The following is a 21,993-nucleotide window of genomic DNA, read 5'->3' on the forward strand; positions in this document are numbered from 1 at the left end:
GTCGCGATCGTCCACCGCGAACCCGTCGCGGTCGTCCACCGCGAACCCGCGCCCGTCCGTGGCGTAACCACCCGCGTCCACGACGAACCCGCGCCCGTCGGTGGCGAAGCCCTCGCGGTCGTCCACGGCGAAACCGCGCCCGTCCGCCTCGAACCCGCGCCCGTCCGTCGGCTCCGGCCCGGTGGCGGCCCGGTCGGCTCGGGTGAATCCGTGTCCGTCGCCCGGGCCGGCCTCCGTGCCCGCCGGGCGCGGTCGTTCGCCCTCGACCGGCGTCTGCGCCGGGCCGTGGGCGGCGTCGATGTCCGGGGCCGGGTGGGTCACCGACTCCGGGTCGGGGAGCGGGGTGCCCACGCCGGGGCCGCCCAGCACCCTGGGGCCGCGCCCGGGAGGGCCGCCGACCGGGCCGCCGCCGTGCCGTGCGGCTCCGCCGTCGTCGCCCTGGAACGTGCCCGGGAGCACCCCCGAGCTCAGCGAGGCGTCGTACACGGGCGTCGCCCAGGGGGCGGCCGCGCCGCCCGGCAGGGTCGCCGGGGCCTGGCTCCAGTCGGCGGCGGGCGCGCCGCCGGGCAGCGTCCACTGGCCGGTGTCCCGGCCGTCGTCGGACCGCGTCGCGTCGGGGAACCGCCATTCGGCGGTGTCGGCGGGGTCGGGGTTGCCGGGCGTCTCGGCCGGGTCCGCCTGCGTCTGGTCCTGGCCGGTCGCGCCGAAGACGGCGGCCACGGACGCGGGCAGCGGGATCGAGGCCGGGATCGGCCCCCGCGCGGGCGCCTGGCCGGCCGCGGAACCCGGCGCGGAACCGGGCACGGAACCGTCCTGGCCCGTCGCGCCCGTTCCCGCCTCGGGCCACTGGACCGGCATCGTCCAGGTCCCGGTGGCCGAGGGGTCGGCGGAGCCGGAGCCCAAGGGCACGATCATCGGCGGTGGCACGTACCCGTGCCCGGGGGCCGCCAACGGCTCCCGGTTGTCGAGCGCGTCCAGCATCTCCTGCGGCAGCTTCACGAAGGCCGTGGCTTCGGAGTCCATTTCGCCGCCGTGCGGCACCGGTTCCCAGCCCCAGCCGGCATTCGCGTGGCCGGTGCTCCCGGTCGTTCCGCTCACGTTCTCGTTCTCACTCATGTGCTCAGTGCCCTCCCCAGGGCCCTCCGTGCCAGCACGGCCACCGTCCGCCGCAGGTGCAGCACTCCGGCAGCCACCGGTTCTCCCTGGTCGGGCACGCAAGCCGCGGCGACGTACTCGCCGAAGGCCTCCAGCGCCTCGGGGGCCAGGCTGCGGTCCCCGTCCCAGTCGATCAACGAGGCCACCCACTGTTCGGCCTCCAGCGGCCGCAGGGGCATCGGGGCGACCGCGCCGATGGCGCAGCGCACTCCGCGGCGCGCGGGGTCCAGCACGAGCCCCGCGGAGGCGACCGCGCGCCCGGGGCCCGTACGGCCCGTGGCCTTCAGGAACACCTGCGGCGCGTGCAGCAGGGGAACCCGTACGAAACCGATCAGTTCGCCCGGGCGGAGCATCTCGCGGCCGGCCAACAGGTGGGAGACCGGGATCTCCCGCCGGGACACCCCGGAGTCGCCGAGCGCGGGCGGGCCGACGATGATCAGCACCGCCTCCAGCGCCGCCAGGACGGGCAGGGCGTCGCCCGTGGGGGCGGCCGTGGCGATGTTCCCGCCGAGGGTGCCCGCGTTGCGGATCTGCGGCGGTCCGGCGGCGCGGGCGGCGGCGGCCAGCGCGGGGATCAGGGCGGCGAAGTCCGGCCGGCCCATCCGGGCGTGGGTGAGGCCGGCGCCGAGCAGGGCGTGACCGTCCTGGTACTGCCAGCCGCGGATCTCGTTGATCCGGCCGAGGCCGACCAGCGCGGCGGGCCGCAGCAGTCCGGCGTTGACGGCCGCCATCAGGTCGGTGCCGCCGGCGACGGGTACGGCCGCGGGCATGGCGGTGAGCGCCGCCACGGCCTCGTCGAGCGAGGTCGGCAGCGTCACGGACTGCGCCGCCCGAGGGCCCTGAGGCCCCTGAGATGAATGCGGTGAGTGCGGTGCGTGCGTGGTCAACCCGGCTGCCCCTTCCCGATGTCCCGGTCCCGGCGCTCACGCCTGTCCGCCGTACGGTACGTCCTCACCGCCGGGACGTGGCAACTCTGGCACATCTTCCGCGCCGCCCGGCGCGAGGGTCGGCCGGACGCGCGACGTCGGGGTCCGGCCCGCCGACGCCGCGCACTTGCGACCGTATCGACCTAAATCGGGAAAGAGTTCCAAAGGACTTCAAACGCTGCGTCGGTTGCCTGAGTCACACGATCGGGGGCTCGCCGTCGATCGGGCGCCCGAGCACCCCGGGGCGGCGCTGCCGGGGCAACGGGCCGCCGGGCGGCCGGTAGTCCACCCCGAGGGCGTCCAGCCGCGCGTAGTGCGTCGCCATGCGCTCCTCGAAGCCCGCCCAGTCCCGTTCCGCGGGCTCGGGAAGGCGTGACCAGACCACCTCGGCGAAGGCGGCCAGGCGCGGGAACACCTGGTAGTCGACCCGGCTCTGGTTCTCCGTCACCTCGGTCCACACGTTGGCCTGCGCGCCCAGCACGTGGGCGGCCGCCTCCGGCGACAACTTCGGCGGTACCGGCTCGAACCGGTACACGTCGGCGAGCGAGCGGACGTACCCGATCGGCATCGGCTCGTCCTCGCCCGGCGCCTGACGGTGGTCCAGGTACACCTGCTGCTCGGGGCACATCACCACGTCGTGGCCCGCCTCGGCGGCGGCGACGCCGCCCGCGTACCCGCGCCAGGAGGACACCGCCGCACCCGGCGCCAGTCCGCCCTCCAGGATCTCGTCCCAGCCGATCAGCCGTCGGCCGCGCTCGGCGAGCCAGCCGTCGAAGTGCCGGATGAACCAGGCCTGGAGCCCGTCCTCCCCGTCCACTCCCAGTTCCCGGATCCTCGCCTGCGCGGCCCGGGAGGCGCGCCACTGCGCCTTGGGGCACTCGTCGCCGCCCACGTGCACGAAGGGCGAGACCTCCGCCGGGAACAGTTCCAGCAGTTCCTCGAAGACGCCCTCGTAGAACCGCAGTACGGCCTCGGTGGGGGCCAGCACGTTCTCGCAGATCCCCCAGTCGTCCCAGACCCCGAGCGCCGCGGTGTCCACGACGTCGGTGTTCCCCAGTTCGGGGTAGGCGGCGATGGCGGCCTGCGAATGGCCCGGCACGTCGATCTCGGGCACGACCCGCACGTGCCGCTCGGCGGCGTACGCGACGATCTCGCGGATGTCGTCCCGGGTGTAGAAGCCGCCGTGCGGGGTCTCGTTCCACAGCGGTGACGCCCGGTGCCCCCAGCGGCTGCGCGGCCGCCAGGCGCCGACCTCGGTGAGCCGGGGGTACCGCTCGATCTCGACGCGCCAGCCCTGGTCGTCCGTCAGGTGCAGGTGCAGCACGTTCAGCTTGTGGGCGGCGAGCAGGTCGATGTAGCGCAGCACCCCGTCCTTGGGCATGAAGTGCCGGGCGACATCGAGCATCAGGCCGCGCCAGCCGAAGCGGGGGCCGTCGGCCAGGTCGCCGACCGGCAGCCGCCAGACGCGGCCGGGCGCCGCGGGCGCGCGCCGGTACGCGTCGGGGCCGAGCAACTGGCGCAGCGTCTGCACCGCCCAGTAGAGGCCCGCCGGGTCTCCGCCTTCGAGGAGGACCAGGTCACGGGTGACGTGCACCTCGTACGACTCGGCGCCGGCGCGGGCGATGTCGGGGCGCAGCGCGAGCCGGATCACCGTGCGACCGGCGTGCGCCGCGCCCGCGACCGGCGCGGGGAACTCCCAGCCGGTGGCCGCGCCGAGTTCGGCGCGCAGTCGGCGGGCGGCGCCCCGCGTGCCGGGGTCCGCCACGAGCACCGGGTCGGTCAGCTCGCACACGTCGTCGGTCGGGAAGCTCGCGTACCGCGGCTCCGGGATCAGGTCGGGCATGGGCGGGGCCTCCACGGACATGCCGTTGCGTCATGCGCAACGCGCGTTCCACATGTCGCTTACCCGGCCGACCCTAGCCCTCCTCCCGGGCGCGCAAAAGGTCCCCGGCGCACGGTGGCGCGACCGGGGACCTCGGTCCTGCGTGGTGCGGGACGAACGGCCCGGACTACTTGTCCTTGCCGCCCTTGTCCTTGTCGCCGCCGGCGCCCATGGATTCGTAGATCTCCTTGCACATGGGACAGACGGGGTACTTCTTCGGATCCCGTCCCGGGACCCAGACCTTGCCGCAGAGGGCGACGACGGGCGTACCGCCGAGCGCGCTCTCCATGATCTTGTCCTTCTGGACGTAGTGGGCGAAGCGCTCGTGGTCGCCGTCGCCGTGGGACACCTGCGGCGTCGGCTCTACGAGGGTCCCCGTACCAGTCCCGCGCTCGGGCTCAAGAGTGCTCATGAAAGCCAGGGTACCGACCCCCGCGCGGCTCAGTTGAGCGACGGGTCGTCCGGATAGGTGGCGATCATCGCCAGCTCGCTGCGCTGGCGGCGGAGCACCGCCCTCCACAGCCGTTCGGGGTCCGGGAAGGAGATGTCGCCCGGCTCGGAGTCCACCACGTACCAGGCCCCGCCGCCCAGCTCGTCCTCCAATTGGCCGGGGCCCCATCCGGAGTAGCCCGCGAAGATGCGCAGGCCGCCGAGGGCGGCGGCCAACAGTTCGGGCGGCGCCTCCAGGTCGACCAGCCCGATCGCCCCGTGCACCCGACGCCACCCCAGCGGCCCCTCCTCGCCGGGGATCACCGCGATGCCGAGGGCCGAGTCCAGGCCCACCGGCCCGCCCTGGAACACCACCCCGGGGGCGCCGGCCAGCGGCGCCCAGGGCATCAGGATGTCGACGACGCCCACCGGCGTGGGCCGGTTGAGGACGACGCCGAGCGAACCCTGCTCGTCGTGGTCGAGCAGCAGCACCACCGCGCGGTCGAAATTCGGGTCCGCGAGGGCGGGGGTGGCCACGAGCAACCGCCCTGTGAGGGAGGACACCTCGGTCATGCCGACATGATCTCGCACATTCGCCCTTCGGGGGGAGCCGGCGGACTCAACGGATCACGCGCAGCTCAGGGCGCACGGCGGCGGGAAGGAGCGCGCTTCCCGAAAGGGCCCGGAACGCGACACTCCGCCACGATGCGGCAACAGAGTGTGTTGTGCCGAATTCATGACAGTCCTACGGCCACGTCAGCCATGCGAACAAGGGGGTGGCGACCCTTACCCTTTTCACTGGCCCCCCGCCCACCCCACTCCGGAACGCGAGATCCATGACCGGCACTGACGATGTCCTGCTTGTCCACGGCGGTACCCCGCTCGAGGGCGAGATCCGTGTCCGCGGCGCGAAGAACCTCGTGCCGAAGGCCATGGTGGCCGCTCTGCTCGGCAGCACCCCCAGCCGGCTGCGCAACGTTCCCGACATCCGTGACGTCCGGGTCGTGCGCGGTCTGCTCCAGCTCCACGGCGTGACCGTCCGCCCCGGCGAGGAGCCGGGCGAACTGGTCCTCGACCCCACGTACGTCGAGAGCGCGAACGTCGCCGACATCGACGCCCACGCGGGGTCCTCCCGGATCCCGATCCTGTTCTGCGGTCCGCTGCTGCACCGTCTCGGCCACGCCTTCATCCCCGGCCTCGGCGGCTGCGACATCGGCGGCCGGCCGATCGACTTCCACTTCGACGTGCTCCGCCAGTTCGGCGCGACGATCGAGAAGCGCGAGGGCGGCCAGTACCTGGAGGCCCCGCAGCGGCTGCGCGGCTGCAAGATCCGGCTGCCGTACCCGTCCGTCGGTTCGACCGAACAGGTGCTGCTGACGGCCGTCCTCGCCGAGGGCGTCACCGAACTGAGCAACGCGGCCGTCGAGCCCGAGATCGAAGACCTCATCTGCGTCCTGCAGAAGATGGGCGCGATCATCTCCGTCGACACCGACCGGACCATCCGGATCACCGGTGTGGACGAGCTCACCGGCTACAACCACAAGGCGCTCCCGGACCGCCTGGAGGCCGCCTCGTGGGCTTCCGCGGCCCTGGCGACCCGCGGCAACATCTACGTCCGCGGAGCGCAGCAGCGCTCGATGATGACCTTCCTGAACACCTTCCGGCGGGTCGGCGGTGCCTTCGAGATCGACGACGAGGGCATCCGCTTCTGGCACCCGGGCGGCCCGCTGAAGGCCATCGCGCTGGAGACGGACGTCCACCCGGGCTTCCAGACCGACTGGCAGCAGCCTCTGGTCGTGGCCCTGACGCAGGCCTCGGGCCTGTCGATCGTCCACGAGACGGTCTACGAGTCCCGGCTCGGTTTCACCTCGGCGCTGAACCAGATGGGTGCTCACATCCAGCTGTACCGCGAGTGCCTGGGCGGTTCGGCGTGCCGTTTCGGTCAGCGCAACTTCCTGCACTCGGCGGTCGTCTCCGGCCCCACGAAGCTGCAGGGCGCCGATCTGGTCATCCCCGACCTGCGCGGCGGGTTCTCGTACCTGATCGCGGCGCTGGCCGCCGAGGGCACCTCGCGCGTCCACGGCATCGACCTGATCAACCGCGGCTACGAGAACTTCATGGAGAAGCTCATGGAGCTGGGCGCCAAGGTCGAGCTCCCCAACGGCGACCTCGTCTGACGAAAGCGCCCCAGGGCCCCTCAGGGGGCCCTGGACAGGCCGAAGGGCGGCCACCCCGGTGGGGTGGCCGCCCTTCGGCTTTCGTGTGTACTGCTGCCGTCCCGAGGGCCCTGCGGCCCTCGGCACAAGGGCGGTACTACTTGCCCTTGGCGGCTTCCTTGAGCTTGGAGCCCGCTGAGACCTTCACGCTGTAGCCGGCCGGGATCTGGATGGGGTCGCCGGTCTGCGGGTTGCGCGCGGTGCGAGCGGCACGGTGGGTGCGCTCGAAGGTCAGGAAGCCGGGGATGGTGACCTTCTCGTCGCCCTTGGCGACGATCTCGCCGACGGTCTCGGCGAGCGCGGCCAGAACGGCGTCGGCGTCCTTGCGGGTCACCTCGGCGCGCTCGGACAGAGCGGCCACCAGCTCACTGCGGTTCATGTTGTACTCCCGTGTTCAACGTGCCTTAGAGGCGTGAGATCGAAGCCGATGCTGCCAGGGCCCTAGGACAGTCCCCGGACCCGGGTCTGAACGTCAGACCCTCTCGCCCGGTTACGCATCCTGCCCCCACCAGCGGCGGGAAAGCCAATCCGGCACCCGCCAGGGTCACACGAAAAGCGCCACTGTCACGCCGCGGTGACGCTCCGTCCGCATCCGATGGTTCCGGTGGATGCGGACCGCGGGCCACGCCGGCATCCCCGCAACCCTAGAGGTGGCCGGGCGGGCCCGCATCTCGCGACGCGCCGGGATCAGGGGCCGTGAGGGCCGTCACAGCGAGGTTCACGCCCCGGAGGCGGCCTTGCGGACGGCTCCGGCGACCGCACCCGCCACCTTGTCGTTGAAGACGGACGGGATGATGTAGTTCGCGTTCAGCTCGTCCTCGCCGACCACGTCCGCGAGCGCGCTCGCGGCGGCCAGCATCATGTCCGTGTTCACGGTGCGGGACTGGGCGTCCAGCAGGCCTCGGAAGACGCCCGGGAAGACCAGGACGTTGTTGATCTGGTTGGGGAAGTCGGACCGTCCGGTGGCCACGACGGCGGCCGTCTGACGGGCGACGGCGGGGTCGACCTCGGGGTCCGGGTTCGCGAGCGCGAACACGATGGCGCCTTCCGCCATGGCCGCCACGTCGTCGCCGTTCAGGACGTTCGGGGCGGAGACGCCGATGAAGACGTCGGCTCCGACCACGGCCTCCTTGAGGGTGCCCGTGTAGCCCTCGGGGTTGGTGTTGTCCGCGATCCAGCGCAGCGGGGAGTCGGCCGCCGCGTCGACGAGGTCGGGGCGCCCCGCGTGCACGACACCGTGGATGTCGGCGCTGACGGCGTTCTTCACGCCCGCCGCGAGGAGCAGCTTGAGGATGGCCGTACCGGCCGCGCCGGCGCCCGACATGACGACCTTGACGTCGCCAACTGCCTTGCCCACCACGCGCAGTGCGTTGGTGAGGGCGGCCAGGACGACGATGGCGGTGCCGTGCTGGTCGTCGTGGAAGACGGGGATGTCGAGGGCCTCGCGCAGGCGGGCCTCGATCTCGAAGCAGCGGGGCGCGGAGATGTCCTCCAGGTTGATGCCCGCGAAGCCGGGGGCGATCGCCTTGACGATCTCGACGATCGCGTCGGTGTCCTGGGTGTCGAGGCAGATCGGCCACGCGTCGATGCCGGCGAACCGCTTGAAGAGGGCCGCCTTGCCCTCCATGACGGGCAGCGCGGCCATGGGGCCGATGTTGCCGAGGCCCAGTACGGCGGAGCCGTCCGTCACGACTGCGACGGAGTTGCGCTTGATGGTGAGGCGCCGCGCGTCCTCGGGGTTCTCGGCGATCGCCATGCACACGCGGGCCACGCCCGGGGTGTAGATCATCGAGAGGTCGTCACGGTTGCGGATGGGGTGCTTGGACGCCATCTCGATCTTGCCGCCGAGGTGCATCAGGAAGGTTCGGTCGGAGACCTTGCCCAGGCTGACGCCCTCGATTCCGCGCAGCTTCTCGACGATCTCGTCGGCGTGCGCGGTGGAGGTCGCGGCGATGGTGACGTCGATGCGGAGCTTCTCGTGACCCGATGCGGTCACGTCGAGGCCGGTGACGGATCCTCCGGAAGACTCCACGGCGGTGGTCAGCTGGGAGACCGCGGTACCGCTCGCGGGCACTTCCAGGCGGACCGTCATCGAGTACGAGACGCTGGGCGCCGTTGCCATGGCCGTGTTCCTCTTCTGTCCCTGGTTTTTCTGTACACAGGGCCCCGGCGCACGGCGGGTGCGGCGGGACCTCTTGTCCGATCGTCCCACCTACCAGCCGGTAAAAGGTAACCAGCTACAAATTTCGGAAAGACACTTCCACCATACGAGATATGCGGGGCTCCTGGAAGGGTTTCGGCCACGCAAAACAGGTCTGCCCCGGCACCGAAGTGCCGGGGCAGACCTGTTCTTCACGTAGATGACACCGACCCGCCATGCTCGCCTCGCGGCAAGTGGTCGCTCTGAGCGACGAAGGTTGGGCCCGGGGGCTTGGATCGAGTCGGTGCCGTACCCAGGCTAACAAAGGATCGCCGGAAGCGAGCCCCCTCCAGGCACTTGACTCTTGGACCACACCCCTGGTCGCGGGCCAATCGGCCCATCGCCCCGGCGGACACGTCCTCCGGGGCCCGGTCCGACGGGGCCTACGGACGCAGGAGCGTCGGGACGCCCTCCCCGTCGGGGGTGTCGCGCTCGGCCGAGACCACCGTCAACTGCTGCGTGGCGCGCGTCAGGGCCACGTACAGCACCCTCAGACCCGCCTCGGACTCGTCCGCGATCTCCGCCGGGGACACCACCACGGTGGCGTCGTACTCCAGCCCCTTCGCCTCCAGGCTGCCCAGCGCGACCGCGCGTTCGCCCAGGTCGGCCAGCCATCCGGCCGCCTCCGCCCGTCGGTCCATGGCCACGACCACGCCCACCGTGCCGTCCACCTGTTCCAGCAGCCGTCGGGTCTCCTCCCGGACGCTCTCGCCCAGATCGCCCTCGGCGGCCGTGAAGCGGGGCTCCAGCCCCGTGGAGCGCACCGCGGTCGGCGGCTCCATTCCCGGCATGGCCAGTTTCAGCACCCGGGCGGCGACCTCGGCGACCTCGGCGGGGTTGCGGTAGTTCACGGTCAGCGTGAAGCGTCGGCGCGGCCGGGACCCCAGGGCCTCGTCGCGGGCCGCCGCCGCCTCCTGCGGGTCCGTCCATGAGGACTGCGCCGGGTCGCCGACGACCGTCCAGGTGCCGTGCCGACCCCGGCGGCCCACCATCCGCCACTGCATCGGCGTCAGGTCCTGCGCCTCGTCGACGATGACGTGCGCGTACTCGGTGCGCTCCGCCGCGAGCCGCTCGGCCCGCTCCCACTGGGTCTCCTCGCGGGTCGGCATCAGCTCCTCCAGCCCGCTCAGCTGGTCCAGCGGATTGAGCTCGCGCTTGCGCTTGGGCCGGGCGGGCGCCCCGAGCAGTTGCTGGAGCTCGTCGAGCAGCGCGACGTCGTGCACCGACAGCGGGCCCTTGCCGTCCGGGCCGACCCGGCGCAGCGAGCGGGCCAGCCGGCGCGCCTCACGGGGGTTGAGGTCCCGGCGCGACCAGCGGCCGAGCCTGCGTTCGTCGGCCATCGAGGCAAGCACCCCGCGCGGGGTGAGCTCGGGCCACCAGGCGTTCAGGAAGTCGATGAAGGCGTCCTCCGTCGAGATGTCCTCGTCGAAGGCGGACCGCAGCTCGGCGGCGAGTTCCGGGTCGCTGTGCCGGCCGTTCGCGCCGGACTTCGCGTACAGGGCGTCGAGCAGCAGCTTGCGGGCGCGCGGGCGCAGCAGGTTGACCGGCGCGGTGCCGCCGAGCGCGTTCTGCCGGATCCGCTCCAGTTCGTCGGCCTCCAGCTCCTGGCGCCGGCCGAAGGCCACCACGCGCAGCCGCTCCGGGGCGTCGCCGAGTTCGAGGGCGCCCCGTACGGCCTTGCGGAGCACCTTGAGCATCCGGGAGGAGCCCTTGACGCGGGCCACGGCCGGGTCGTCGTACGTGGCCGCCTCGGCCCCGTCGACGAGCGAGCCGAGTGCCCTGATGGCGACCTGACCCTCCTCGCCGAGCGAGGGCAGCACGCCCTCGGTGTAGGCGACGAGCAGCGGGGTCGGGGAGACGATCAGGATGCCGCCGGAGTAGCGCCGCCGGTCCTGGTAGAGCAGGTAGGCGGCCCGGTGCAGGGCCACGGCCGTCTTCCCGGTGCCGGGGCCGCCGGCGACCTCCGCGACGGAGGCGGCGGGAGCCCGGATGACCAGGTCCTGCTCCGCCTGGATGGACGAGACGATGTCCCGCATGGAGTGCGTACGGGCCCGTCCGAGCGCCGCCATCAGGGCGCCGTCGCCGATGGCGGGCAGTTCCTCGCCGTCGAGCGAGGCGGTGACCTCGGGACGCATCAGGTCGTCCTCGACCCCGAGCACCTTGCGGCCCTTGGAGCGGATCACCCGGCGGCGCACGACACGGCCGGGTTCCTTCGGCGTCGAACGGTAGAACGGCGCGGCCGCCGGCGCCCGCCAGTCGATGACGAGCGGCGCGTAGTCGGAGTCGAGGACGCCGATCCGCCCGATGTGCAGGGTCTCCGCGATGTCGGCGGTGAGATCGGCGCGAATCGCGTCGTCGGCCGGCTCGACGGAGGTGTACGCGCCGTCCGGGCCGCGTTCCCCGTCCTTGCCGAGGACGAGGTCGATCCGGCCGAAGAGGAAGTCCTCGAACTCGTTGTTGAGGCGGTTGAGGTGGATCCCGGCGCGAAAGACCTGCGCGTCGCGCTCGGCGAGCGCGCCGGGCGTGCCGACCTGCCCGCGTTTGGCGGCGTCGTTCATCAGGAACTCCGCCTCGTGGATCTTCTCCTCAAGGCGTCGGTACACGTGATCGAGATGCGTCTGCTCGACCGCGATCTCCCGATCGCGGACGGAATCCGCCGTGCTGTCGACAGCGGCATTCTGCGCGGCCACCAAGGCCCCCTTCTGACGTGCATGGGCGACCGTCAACCGTACGCGAACCAGGGCCTTGTCCGCACGCCCGTTCCGGGACCGTCCGCGGATCACACGAACGGCCGCGTCCGGGGGCGGTGGGGGCCGGCGGCGGGCGGCCCGCTCAGGCGGATCCGGCGGCGAGCACCCGCCTCCGGTGCCGGGCGACGCGTTCGCGGTTCCCGCACAACTCGCTGGAACACCAGCGGCGCCGGTGGCCCCGCGAGGTGTCGAGGTAGACCCGGGCGCAGCCCTCGCCCTCGCAGGCCCGCAGCAACGCCCGGTCGCCGGGGTCGGTCAGCAGTTCGACGGCGTCGCGGGCCACCGCCGCGAGCAGCCCCGGGCACTCCACTCCCCCGCACAACTCCCGTACGAGCCGGCCCTCCTGGTCCCGAACGGCACACAGTCCCGGGGGTGGACCGGCGGCCGCCGCGTTGACCCGGGCGAGCGCGCCCTCGTCGGGCCCGGCGCCGGCCAGTTCGGCCCGTACGAGGCTCTCCACGTCGGCGCGCAGCGCCCGGAAGGCCGCCACCCAGTCGGGCCCCAGCCGGCTCAGCGGCGTCCGGTCGGGCACCAGCCCGGCCCCGACGAGCCACAGGCGCAGCTCGTCGCCGTCGAGGATGCCCTCGGCGTGCCGATGGGCGTCGAAGGTGGCCAGCAGGTCCAGGCAGACCCTCCCGGAGTCGAACCACATACCGGTCACCGCCTCGGTTGCCGTGGGCCGCCTCCCCAGAGTGCCCGCCCGCCGACGAAGCGGCTAGAGGGCGGGCGGGTCGTCGTGCAGGATCCGTTGGAAGAGGCGGTGGTCGCGCCAGGCGCCATTGATGTGGAGGAACCGGGGTGCGAGGCCGTACTGCTCGAAGCCGGCCTTCGCCAACACCCGCTGCGAGGCCAGGTTGTCGACCAGCGTGCCCGCCTCGACCCGGTGCAGGCCCAGCTCGTCGCGGGCGATCCGGCAGACCTCCTCGACGGCGGCGGTGGCCAGTCCCTTCCCGGCCCAGGCCCGGTCGATCCAGTAGCCGACGCCGCCGCTGCGCAGCGGTCCGAGGGCGATGGCGCCGAGGTTGATCCCGCCGACGGGAACGTCGTCGGCGACGAGGACGAACGGCAGGGTGCGCCCGCCGTCCCGCTCCGCGAGCAGGCCCGCGATCCGGTCGCGCTGGCCGGCCTCGGTGTAGAACCGCTCTTCCCGGTAGGGCTCGAAGGGCGCCATGTGGGCGCGGTTGCGCCGCAGTACGTCGGCCAGGCCTGCGGCGTCCTCGATCCGGACGCCCCGCATCTCCACCCCGTCAATGATCACGACGGCACGCTAACCCGGACCGTCCCGCCCCCGACACCCCCCGGACCGGAATCCCTCATCCCGTCGGGGGCACCCCGCAGTCGCCGGCCGCGCCCGCGTCCACGGACAGCCGGTACCCCCGCTTGACCACCGTCTGGATCAGCCTCGGCGCCCCCAACGCCACCCGCAGCCGGGCCATGGCCGTCTCCACGGCGTGTTCGTCCCGCCCGGCGCCCGGCAGCGCCCGCAGCAGGTCCGCGCGGCCCACGACCCACCCCGGCCGTCGGACCAGCGCCCCGAGGAGGGCCATACCGGCCGGCGGCACCGGCCGCAGTTCGGCGTCGACCAGCACCGCGTGGCCGCGGATCTCCAGCCGGTGTCCGGCGACCGGCAGCACCCGGGCCCGCGCCGGCAGTTCCTGGCAGAGCAGTTGGACCAGCGGCCCCAGCCGGAAGCGTTCCGGTTGCACCGTGACCACCCCCTCGGCCTGGAGCGGGAGCGCGGTCACCGGCCCCACGCACGCCGAGAGCACGTCCCCGCGCAGCCCCGCGAGGACCGCCTCCCGCATCCCCAGGTGGTCGGCGCGGGACAGCATCGAGACGACGGCCGGCGCCGAGGTGAAGGCGACGGCGTCCAGGCCGCCGCAAGCCACCGCGTCGAGCAGCCGGTCGAGCGGCGCCGGGTCCTGGGGCGGCATCCAGCGGTAGACGGGCACCACCACGACCTCGGCGCCGCCCGCCCGCAGGGATTCGACGAAGCCGGGCAGCGGTTCGCCGTGCAGTTGGAGGGCGATGCGGCGTCCCGCCACCCCTTGGGCGAGCAGCCGGTCCAGTACCTCGGCGAGGGACTCGGAGGCGGGCGACCAGGCCTCCACCAGCCCGGCGGCCCGTACGGCGCCCTTCACCTTCGGCCCGCGCGCGAGCAGTTCGGTGGAGCGCAGCCGGTCGAGGAGTTCCTCGCCGATCCCCCATCCGTCGGCGGCCTCGATCCAGCCGCGGAATCCGATGGCGGTGGTGGCCACCACGGCGTCGGGTGTGCGGTGGATCAGTTCCTTGGTGGCGGCGAGGAGTTCGCCGTCGTCGGCGAGCGGAACGATCCGCAGGGCGGGCGCGTGCAGCACGGAGGCCCCGCGCCGGCGCAGCAGGGCGATCAGGTCGTCGGCCCGCCGGGCGGCGGTGACCCCGACGGTGAAGCCGGCGAGCGGGCCGGTGTCCGGAGCGTCCATGTGGTGTCCTGCCTTGCCCGAGAGGTGCGCGCGTAACGGGGCCGAGCCTGCCAAGTCGCCGTGTCGGGCTCGGTTCCGTCGTATTTCGTCGCCGTTAACCGGCGTTACACCGAGGTGAGCTGCGGTTTCGCGGGAGCCTGCGGTCCGGTGACGGGTGTGGCGGTCGGGCGGCGAAGGTATACCGCCCAGGTCACCGCGCAGCACACCGCGTAGAAGCCGAGGAAGGTCACGAAGGCGGCCGTGCCGGACCCGGAGCGGGCGAACGCCTCCCGGAACACCAGGTTGATGCCGAGGCCGCCGAGGGCCCCCACGGCGCCGATCAGCCCCATCGCGGCCCCGGACAGTCGCCGCCCGCGGGCGGCGGCCTCCTCGGCGCCCAGGCCCTGTGCCAGGGCCTTCGCCTGGAAGATGCCGGGGATCATCTTGTACGTGGAGCCGTTGCCGAGGCCGCTCAGCGCGAACAGCGCCACGAAGCCCACCAGGAACACCGGGAGCGATTCCCGTACGGAGGCCAGGATCACCACCGAGGTCGCGAGCGCCATCGCCACGAACGCGGCCAGGGTGATGCGGGCGCCGCCGAGCCGGTCGGCGAGCGCACCGCCCACCGGTCGCGCCAGGGAGCCGAGCAGCGGCCCGATGAAGGTCAGCGAGGCGGCCTGGAGCGGGGTGCGCCCGAACTGGGTCTGGAGCACCAGCCCGAAGGCGAAGCCGTAGCCGATGAAGGAGCCGAAGGTGCCGATGTACAGGAAGGCCATGATCCAGGTGTGCGGCTCCCGGGCGGCGTCCCGGACCGCGCCCACGTCGCCGCGCACCGGCGCCAGGTTGTCCATGCGTACGAGGGCCAGCGCGGCGGCGGTCACGATCAGCGGGACGTAGACCGCGAGCAGCAGCCGGGGGTGGCCGGCGCCGGCGGTCCCGATGACGAGCAGGGCCGCGAGCTGCACGACGGGCACGCCGATGTTGCCGCCGCCCGCGTTCAGTCCGAGCGCCCAGCCCTTCTTCCGCAGCGGGAAGAACGCGTTGATGTTGGTCATGGAGGAGGCGAAGTTGCCCCCGCCCACGCCGGTCAGGGCGGCGACGGCGAGGAAGGTGCCGTAGGAGGTGCCGGGCTCCATGACGACCAGCGCGGCCACGGTCGGCGCGAGCAGCAGCAGGGCGCTGACCACGGTCCAGTTGCGCCCGCCGAAGCGGGCGACGGCGAAGGTGTAGGGGATCCGGACGAGGGCGCCGACGGCCGTGGCGGTGGCGATGAGGAAGAACTTCCCGGCCGGGTCGATGCCGTACGCGGGGCCCATGAAGAGCACCATCACGGACCACAGGGACCAGACGGAGAACCCGATGTGCTCGGAGAGCACCGAGTAGAGGAGGTTGCGCCGGGCGACCCGTTCCCCGGTCTCCCGCCAGAAGACCTCGTCCTCCGGATCCCACCGCTCGATCCAGCGGCCCCCCTTGCGCGGTGCGGTCGTTCCGGTCATCACACGCCTCCACAGCTGTCGCGTCCGTGGTGACGACCGTAGGAAGCGCGCGTTTCGGCCCGGGTCCCCGTCCGATGACCGGGGGGATACCGTGCACTCACCCGGTGTCGGGACCGCCTGTGAGCGCCGCGGGCAGCAGGCTCCCGGCCGGCACCTCCAGCCATCCGCGTTCGGCGGCCAGTTCGGCGGCCGCCCGCAGGAGGGCGTCCAGGCCCGGGTGACGCAGCCCCTTGCGCCACACCATCGACAGCGGGGACAGCGGCACGGGTGCGACCAGGGGGCGTTTCGCGCAGCCGGGCAGGTCGGTGAAGTCCACGGTGACGAGGACCGGGGTGCGGGTCTTGGCCATCACCCGCCCGAACTCCTCCTTGCCCACGGCCACCGGAGCGGGCGGCGCCGGCGCGATCCCCCGCCCGGCGAACAGCTCCCGCGCCAACCGGGTCCACTCCAGGGTCCTCGGGTTGCCGGCCCCCGCGTACACGGTCTCCCCGGCCAGGGCCGCCAGCGGCACCCGGTCCAACGCCGCCAGCGGGTGCCCGTCGGGCAGCAGCACGGCGAGCGGCTCGTACCGGACCAGGGTGTGGGCGAGGCGGGCGCGCGGCGCGGGCTCCAGGCCGTGCGCGTAGCCGAAGGACACGTCGAGGCGGCCCGCCGCGATCTCCGCCGCGGCATGGGTCAGCCCGCTCTCGAAGCGGGCCATCAGTTCGCAGCCCGGGGCGAGCGCGCGGGCCCGGTCCAGCACGCTGCGCGCGGAACTCGGGCCGTCGCTGTTCAGGTCGACGAGCAGCGGCCCGGGTTCGGCGAAGGCGGCGGCCAGTTCGGTGTGGGCGGCCAGCACCTTGTGCGCGAGCGGCAGCAGCCGCTGCCCGTCGGCGGTCAGTTCCACGGCCCGGGTCGTGCGGGTGAACAGCGCCGCGCCCAGCGCCTCCTCCAGCCGGCGGACGTCCCTGCTGAGGGCCTGCTGGGCGACGTACAGCCGGGCGGCGGCGCGGGAGAAGTGCAGTTCCTCGGCCACGGCCACGAACCCGCGCAGCAGGCGGGGGTCCACATCACGGGAGTTCACCCCCGGACACTAACAACGGAAACCGGTGAATGGGTCGTGAACAGGTGTTGGACCCGGCCGGGGACCGGCCCGCAGCCTTGGGTCATGCCCGCCCCGACCCTGATGACCGTCACCGGTTCCACCCTCGTCCTGACCGGCCCGCCGCCGCCCCCGCGTCCGCGCCCCCGCGCGCCCCGCCGCGGCCCCTACCGCCGGCTCTTCGCCCGACCCGGCACCCGCGCCTTCACCGCCGGGAACCTCATCGCCCGGCTGCCCATGGGCATGTTCGGGATCAGCGCGGTGATGATGATCGCCGGCCAGCGCGGCTCGTACGCCCTCGCCGGCGCGGTCACCGCCACCGGCCTGGCCGCCACCGCGCTCGTCGCACCGTGGACGGCCCGACTCGTCGACCGCTTCGGGCAGGCCCGGATCGCCGTCCCCGCCACCCTGATCGCGGTCCTCGGCTCGCTCTGCCTGATCGCGTGCGTCCGTACGCAGGCTCCGACCTGGACCCTGTTCGCCTCGTACGCGGCGACGGCCACCACCCCCAACATCGGCGGCATGTCCCGGGCCCGCTGGACCCTGCTGTTGCGCGACGTTCCGGCCGACCACCACACGGCGATGTCCTTCGAGCAGGCCGCCGACGAACTCTGCTACCTGCTCGGCCCGGTCGCCGCCGCGTCGCTGTGCACGCTCGTGTTCCCGGAGGCCGGGACCCTCGTCGCCGCGTCGCTGCTCCTCGTCGGCATGCTGGTCTTCACCGCTCAGCGCGGCACCGAGCCGCCGCCCACCGGGGTCCGGCCCGCCCCTTCCTCGTCTCCGCTGCCCGCCCTGCTGCCGCTCCTCGGTCTCTTCGCCGCCACCGGTGCGATCTTCGGCTCGATGGAGGTCACCTCGATCGCCCACCTCGACGCCCACGGCCTCGGCGCCGCCGCGGGCCCGGTCCTCGCCCTCCAGGCCGCCGGCTCCTGCGCCGCCGGCCTGCTCTACGGCACCCGGCGCCCGCGCGGCCTGCGCGTCTGCCTGGTCGCCCTGTGCGCGGCGATGGCCCTGCCCTGGGCGGCGGCGGCCGGCGGTTCGCTCGTCCCGCTGGCCCTGGCCCTGCTCCTGGCGGGCGCGGCGACGGCCCCGACGATGGTGACGGCGATGTCCGAGGTCCACCGCCGCACGCCCGAGGGACGCCTCAACGAGGGCATGACCCTCGCCGTCACCGCGATCCTCGCGGGCATCGCCGTGGGCTCCGCCGCTGCCGGCGCCGTCGTCGAACACCTCGGCACCACTTCCGCCTACGCCCTGCCGGCCGCGGCGGCCCTGGCCGCGCTCCTGCTCGGCCTCACCTCCCGCGCGCCCGGCGCCCGTACCGGCTGACGCGGCCTCAGCGGCGGACCGCGAGGCCGTCCAGGGTCAGGTCGAGCAGCCGCTCGGCCTGCTCGCGGTGCTCGGCGCCCGCCGAGGTGAGGGCGATGCCTTCGAGGGCGGCGGCGACGTCGACGGGCCCGATGTCGGTACGGATCACTCCGGCGGCCACACACGCGTCCAGGAGCACGGCGACGGCGCCCTGGATCATCTCCCGGCTGTGGCCGTAGGGGTTGCCCCCGGTCGCGGCGATGGCGCGCAGGGCGTCGATCATCCCGTACTTGGCGGTGACGTAGTCCAGGAAGAGCCGGGTCCACGCACGCAGGGCCTCGGCGGGCGACTCCCGCGCGAGCAGCGCGGGGGCCGCGTCGCACAGTTGGGCCACCTCGTTGCGGTAGACCGCCTCGACCAGGACCTCCCGGGTGGGGAAGTTGCGGTACAGCGTCGCGCTGCCCACGCCCGCCTCCTTGGCGATGTGTTCCATCCGCGCGTCCAGCCCCTGCGTGGTGAACACGTGCACGGCGGCGGCGAGGATCCGCTCCCTGTTGCGCCGCGCGTCGGCCCGCAACGGTCGCGCGTCGGCCTGCGGCGGTCGGTCCGCTCCCTCGGTCATCAGCGCTCGCCATCCCCTCTCGGGCGCTCTTCGCGGGCGCCCCTCGACTTGCCAAGTGGGGAGTTCCCCACTTAGCTTGAAGGAAGTGGGGAACTCCCCACTTCACTGTAGGTCACCACCTGCATCGGCGCGCGCCCACGTTAGGAAGCTGATCATGTCGGGTATTCGAGGCAAGGTCGTCGCGATCACGGGCGCCGGCAGCGGCATCGGCGAGGCGACCGCGATCCACCTCGCCGAAAGGGGCGCCCGGCTCGTGCTCGGCGGCCGCAGGCAGGATCGACTGAACGCGGTCGTGGAGGGCATCACCGCCAACGGCGGCAGCGCCGTCGGCGTGGTCGTCGACGTCACCCGCCGCGAGGACCTCCGACGCCTGACGGACACGGCCGTCGACCGGTTCGGCCGGCTCGACGTCCTCGTCTCCAACGCGGGCACGATGGCCGTCTCGCCCTTCGACGACCTGCGCCAGGACGACTGGGACGCCATGGTCTCCACCCACATCACGGGCCTGCTCAACGGCATCGGGGCGGCCCTGCCCGTCTTCCGCCGACAGCGCTCCGGCCAGTTCGTCAACGTCGGCTCCACCGCGGCGCACGTCGTCAAGTCGCCCCAGACGGTCTACGCGGCCACCAAGACGGCGGTGAAGGTGCTCACCGAGGGACTGCGCCAGGAAGCGGGCCCCGACCTGCGGGTGACCCTGGTCTCGCCCGGCTTCACCCACACCGAGGGCGTGGGCAAGGGAGCCGACCCCGAGGTCGCGGCCGCGATGATCCGCCGGCGCGACGAGATCGCCATGCCGCCCTCGGCCGTCGCCTCCGCCATCGGCTACGCGATCGAGCAGCCCGACGGCGTCGACATCGGCGAGATCGTCATCCGCCCCACCGCACAGGCCTGACCGGATCGCCAACGGCCCCGTGTCCGGGTCCGGGTCCGACCCCGGTATGACCCCGGGCCTCGGCGGGCCGGGCATCTCTCAGTGCTGGGCGAACGTGGGCCGGAGGCCTGAGCGGGGGCGTGCGCGACACCGTCAAACCAGCTACGTCGCGCACCCTCAGACCGCTAGCCTGCCGGGGTATCAGTTGCCCGGCGCATGACCCAGGGGGTTCTGCATGGCCGCCACTTCTGTCCGGCCCAAGTGGGCGTCTCTTCCTACTGACGCACGTGCGTACGTGGAACGACGGTTGGGGTCCCCGGTCACTGCGGCGGTTGACTGCACGGGCGGGTTCACGCCGGGTGTGGCGTCCCGGCTGCTTCTGGCCGACGGGCGGCACGTTTTCCTCAAGGGTATGAGCAGTGATCACCCGTTCGCCCCGCAGTATGCGGACGAGATCGCCGTGACCTCGGTCCTCCCGGACGGTGTGGGGCCACGTGTCCTGTGGTGGGCCATGCCAGAGGACAGCGACGGATGGTGGTGGCTCTGCCTTGAGGACATCCCCGGAACAGTGCCTGTGCTGTCCCCGGATTCGGCGGATACGGTGATGGCGCTGGCCGCCGTCGAGCAGGCCGGGAAACTCCTCACCCCCTCGCCGTTGGACAGCGCACGTCCCATCACCGAGCTGGTCGGCCGGTGGCTTACCGGTTGGTCAACTCTGGCCGCGCAGAATCCGGATGATCTCGACCCTTGGGCGGCCGGTCATCTCAGCGCCCTTGCCGGGATCGAGGAGAAATGGCAGCAGGACGCGGCGGGGAAGACACTTCTGCACTGGGATCTGCGGCCGGACAACATGCTCCGTCGCGAAGACGGGTCGGTCGTCATCATCGACTGGTCCTATCAGAACCAGGGTGCGGCCTGGATCGACCCGGCGGTGCTGGTGCCTCACCTGATCATGGATGGCCACTCGCCCGCCGATGCCGAGGCCGCAGTGAGCCATCTTCCGCAGCCTGACGATCCCGATGTCCTCACCGCCTTCGCCGCCGGGATCGGCGGGTACTGGGAGAAGTCTTCGCGCCGACCGAATCCGCCAGGTGTTCCGTTTCTCCGTGCCCACCAGGTCCGGGCCGCCGCAGCCACACGCGTGTGGCTGCGGCACCGGACCGGGTGGGTGTGATCGGTTTAGCCGTAAGGGCCTTTGCCGTGCCGGCCGAGGAGTCGGGCGAGCTGGTCGGAGGCCCCTTCGAGCACGCCGGTTGGAAGCCGGTAGCCAATGAAGGGATAGAAGCGCTGGCTGATGAACCGCCGACCGTAGGCGGTAGTCAGCAGGTACCGGGTGCGATCGGACTGGTTCGGTGCACCCCGATGCCAGGTCTGGCTGTTGATCAGGTAGGCGTCTCCGGCTCGGGCGAGCAGTGACGTAGGCGTTCCTGGCAGGTTGGGGTTGTAGGGCGGGCGTCGGCCGGACAGGTGACTCCCGGAGATCACCTGCGTCGGACCGTGCAGGTCGTGCTCGATATCGGTGAGTGCGACCATCACGTTCAGGGCGAAGCAGGGGATGGCGCTGTCGCCGGTTGTACCGGTCGGGATGTCGCTCAGGAACGGGAAGAACAGCGCGTCGTCGATGTGCCAGTTGACGATTCCCTTGCCGGGCGGGATGCGCAGCGCGTTCTGTGCGATCACGTGGCAGTCGGGGCCGAGGATCATTTCGACCAGACTGACGATGGGTTCCAGGTCGATCATGCCGCGGAACGCCCGGTCGTACTGGAACATGCGCATCAGGCTTACGTCGCCGCGCAGAAGGTCGAGTTCCGGTGGGGCGGCGTGCACCTGCGGATCCTGGTAGCGCTGCTCTGTGAGGATCCGCAGGTGGTCGGCGGCGTTCGCGGGGATGACGGACGGCAGGACGGCGAATCCGTTCCGGTGGAACGCGGCGGAGATGTCCGCGAGGTCGTGCGGTCCGTTCACGGCTACGGGGTGTCCACTGCGGGGATGTCGGCGTAGTCCTCTTCCGGGACCTCCGGGGCCATGTGCTCGGCGCCCACCCAGATGCGCCGGCCGAAGTCCTGGTAGGGCTCGGTGTTGAGGATGAACGAGTGCCAGACCATGTCGACGGGGCCGGAGGGCGCGTTGTGCTCCTTCGGGTAGAGCATCGTCAGCGCGATGTACTGGCGGAACTCCTCGATCAGCGGGATGGCGTACTTCGCGAAGAAGTAGTCGCGGAACTCGACGGCCTTCTCGTCCGGGACCCCTTCCCATTCGCCCTTGGAGCGGTTGAACACGAGCCACTGCTTCATGACCTCGGCGGCCCAGTGACGACAGTGGTTGTCCCACTGCCCGAACCACAGCAGCAGCGGGAGAACCTGCTCGTTGTCGAACAGGCGGCCGTCGCGGAGGAGCCTGCGCGGACTCATGCCCAGCAGCAGGAACCCCATGTCGTACTCCTCCAGCATGCCCAGCCGCTTGCGAAGGTCATCGTCCATGTCCGGGAAAGCGACAAGACACTTGTCCAGGATGGCCCCCGGTTCGGCCACGAGCTTGATCTTGTCCATGTACTGCCTGCTTTCGTCAGAGACCGGGTGCCGTGAGACACCCGGTCTCAGTTCGACTTGTGACGTG

General features: G+C 72.5%; 19 protein-coding genes and 1 pseudogene. 4 read left to right on the top strand and 16 right to left on the bottom strand.

From position 1 onward, the window contains the following. The 5 genes and pseudogenes from ACFYW3_RS09225 to ACFYW3_RS09245 form a co-directional block, all read right to left on the bottom strand. A pseudogene (locus ACFYW3_RS09225) lies at positions 1 to 1,116 on the bottom strand (hypothetical protein); the annotation flags it as partial. Further along, positions 1,113 to 2,042 carry a xanthine dehydrogenase family protein subunit M gene (locus ACFYW3_RS09230; RefSeq protein WP_053679371.1) on the bottom strand — a complete coding sequence of 310 codons (930 nt, stop codon included), beginning with the start codon at positions 2,040 to 2,042 and terminating at the stop codon, positions 1,113 to 1,115. The gene ACFYW3_RS09230 and the pseudogene ACFYW3_RS09225, both read right to left, overlap by 4 nt. A 235-nt stretch (positions 2,043 to 2,277) precedes the next feature. Then, on the bottom strand, positions 2,278 to 3,924 hold the full coding sequence (locus ACFYW3_RS09235) for a beta-N-acetylhexosaminidase (RefSeq protein WP_389385941.1): 1,647 nt from the start codon (positions 3,922 to 3,924) through the stop codon (positions 2,278 to 2,280). A 166-nt stretch (positions 3,925 to 4,090) separates the two neighbouring features. After that, the gene (locus ACFYW3_RS09240; protein ID WP_053679372.1) at positions 4,091 to 4,375 is read right to left on the bottom strand and encodes a DUF3039 domain-containing protein; all 285 of its coding nucleotides are present in this window, start codon (positions 4,373 to 4,375) and stop codon (positions 4,091 to 4,093) included. 29 nt (positions 4,376 to 4,404) lie between these two features. Continuing rightward, entirely contained in the window at positions 4,405 to 4,965 is a 561-nt protein-coding gene (locus tag ACFYW3_RS09245; protein ID WP_267802598.1) for a YqgE/AlgH family protein, read from the bottom strand. A gap of 263 nt (positions 4,966 to 5,228) precedes the next feature. Here ACFYW3_RS09245 and murA point away from each other — a divergent pair, with 263 nt between their 5' ends. After that, the gene (gene murA, locus ACFYW3_RS09250; protein WP_053679376.1) at positions 5,229 to 6,569 is read left to right on the top strand and encodes a UDP-N-acetylglucosamine 1-carboxyvinyltransferase; all 1,341 of its coding nucleotides are present in this window, start codon (positions 5,229 to 5,231) and stop codon (positions 6,567 to 6,569) included. A 136-nt stretch (positions 6,570 to 6,705) separates the two neighbouring features. Here murA and ACFYW3_RS09255 read toward each other — a convergent pair whose 3' ends face one another. From ACFYW3_RS09255 to ACFYW3_RS09290, 8 genes are all read right to left on the bottom strand, one after another. After that, on the bottom strand, positions 6,706 to 6,987 hold the full coding sequence (locus ACFYW3_RS09255) for an HU family DNA-binding protein (RefSeq protein ID WP_007264399.1): 282 nt from the start codon (positions 6,985 to 6,987) through the stop codon (positions 6,706 to 6,708). A 339-nt stretch (positions 6,988 to 7,326) separates the two neighbouring features. Continuing rightward, positions 7,327 to 8,730: an NAD-dependent malic enzyme gene (locus ACFYW3_RS09260; protein ID WP_053679378.1), complete on the bottom strand. Its 1,404-nt coding sequence runs from the start codon at positions 8,728 to 8,730 to the stop codon at positions 7,327 to 7,329. Positions 8,731 to 9,191: 461 nt separating this feature from the next. Then, positions 9,192 to 11,498 carry a HelD family protein gene (locus ACFYW3_RS09265; protein WP_389385942.1) on the bottom strand — a complete coding sequence of 769 codons (2,307 nt, stop codon included), beginning with the start codon at positions 11,496 to 11,498 and terminating at the stop codon, positions 9,192 to 9,194. Positions 11,499 to 11,640: 142 nt separating this feature from the next. Beyond that, entirely contained in the window at positions 11,641 to 12,210 is a 570-nt protein-coding gene (locus tag ACFYW3_RS09270; RefSeq protein ID WP_389385943.1) for a CGNR zinc finger domain-containing protein, read from the bottom strand. A 63-nt stretch (positions 12,211 to 12,273) separates the two neighbouring features. After that, positions 12,274 to 12,795, bottom strand: coding sequence for a GNAT family protein (locus tag ACFYW3_RS09275; protein ID WP_351754105.1), 522 nt, complete (start codon positions 12,793 to 12,795; stop codon positions 12,274 to 12,276). A gap of 76 nt (positions 12,796 to 12,871) precedes the next feature. Further along, positions 12,872 to 14,020, bottom strand: coding sequence for a uroporphyrinogen-III synthase (locus ACFYW3_RS09280; protein WP_351754031.1), 1,149 nt, complete (start codon positions 14,018 to 14,020; stop codon positions 12,872 to 12,874). A 104-nt stretch (positions 14,021 to 14,124) separates the two neighbouring features. After that, positions 14,125 to 15,495, bottom strand: coding sequence for a nitrate/nitrite transporter (locus ACFYW3_RS09285; RefSeq protein WP_351754033.1), 1,371 nt, complete (start codon positions 15,493 to 15,495; stop codon positions 14,125 to 14,127). A gap of 97 nt (positions 15,496 to 15,592) precedes the next feature. Then, entirely contained in the window at positions 15,593 to 16,558 is a 966-nt protein-coding gene (locus ACFYW3_RS09290; protein WP_351754036.1) for a LysR family transcriptional regulator, read from the bottom strand. An 84-nt stretch (positions 16,559 to 16,642) separates the two neighbouring features. Between ACFYW3_RS09290 and ACFYW3_RS09295 the strand changes: the two genes are divergently transcribed. Further along, positions 16,643 to 17,905: an MFS transporter gene (locus tag ACFYW3_RS09295; protein WP_389385944.1), complete on the top strand. Its 1,263-nt coding sequence runs from the start codon at positions 16,643 to 16,645 to the stop codon at positions 17,903 to 17,905. A gap of 7 nt (positions 17,906 to 17,912) precedes the next feature. Here the strand turns inward: ACFYW3_RS09295 and ACFYW3_RS09300 are convergent, their stop codons facing one another. Further along, positions 17,913 to 18,506: a TetR/AcrR family transcriptional regulator gene (locus ACFYW3_RS09300; RefSeq protein ID WP_351754039.1), complete on the bottom strand. Its 594-nt coding sequence runs from the start codon at positions 18,504 to 18,506 to the stop codon at positions 17,913 to 17,915. A 154-nt stretch (positions 18,507 to 18,660) separates the two neighbouring features. Here ACFYW3_RS09300 and ACFYW3_RS09305 point away from each other — a divergent pair, with 154 nt between their 5' ends. After that, on the top strand, positions 18,661 to 19,398 hold the full coding sequence (locus ACFYW3_RS09305) for an SDR family oxidoreductase (protein ID WP_389385945.1): 738 nt from the start codon (positions 18,661 to 18,663) through the stop codon (positions 19,396 to 19,398). Between the two features lie 214 nt (positions 19,399 to 19,612). Beyond that, the gene (locus tag ACFYW3_RS09310) at positions 19,613 to 20,551 is read left to right on the top strand and encodes a phosphotransferase family protein (protein ID WP_389385946.1); all 939 of its coding nucleotides are present in this window, start codon (positions 19,613 to 19,615) and stop codon (positions 20,549 to 20,551) included. Positions 20,552 to 20,556: 5 nt separating this feature from the next. Here ACFYW3_RS09310 and ACFYW3_RS09315 read toward each other — a convergent pair whose 3' ends face one another. Together ACFYW3_RS09315 and ACFYW3_RS09320 are read right to left on the bottom strand one after the other, a co-directional pair. After that, on the bottom strand, positions 20,557 to 21,342 hold the full coding sequence (locus tag ACFYW3_RS09315) for a phytanoyl-CoA dioxygenase family protein (RefSeq protein WP_389385947.1): 786 nt from the start codon (positions 21,340 to 21,342) through the stop codon (positions 20,557 to 20,559). 2 nt (positions 21,343 to 21,344) lie between these two features. Further along, positions 21,345 to 21,926 (bottom strand): hypothetical protein, encoded by a 582-nt coding sequence (locus ACFYW3_RS09320; RefSeq protein WP_389385948.1) that lies wholly within the window; start codon positions 21,924 to 21,926, stop codon positions 21,345 to 21,347. Between the last annotated feature and the right edge of the window lie 67 nt (positions 21,927 to 21,993).

Source organism: Streptomyces sp. NPDC002602 (assembly GCF_042889445.1).
Taxonomy (GTDB): Bacteria; Actinomycetota; Actinomycetes; order Streptomycetales; family Streptomycetaceae; genus Streptomyces.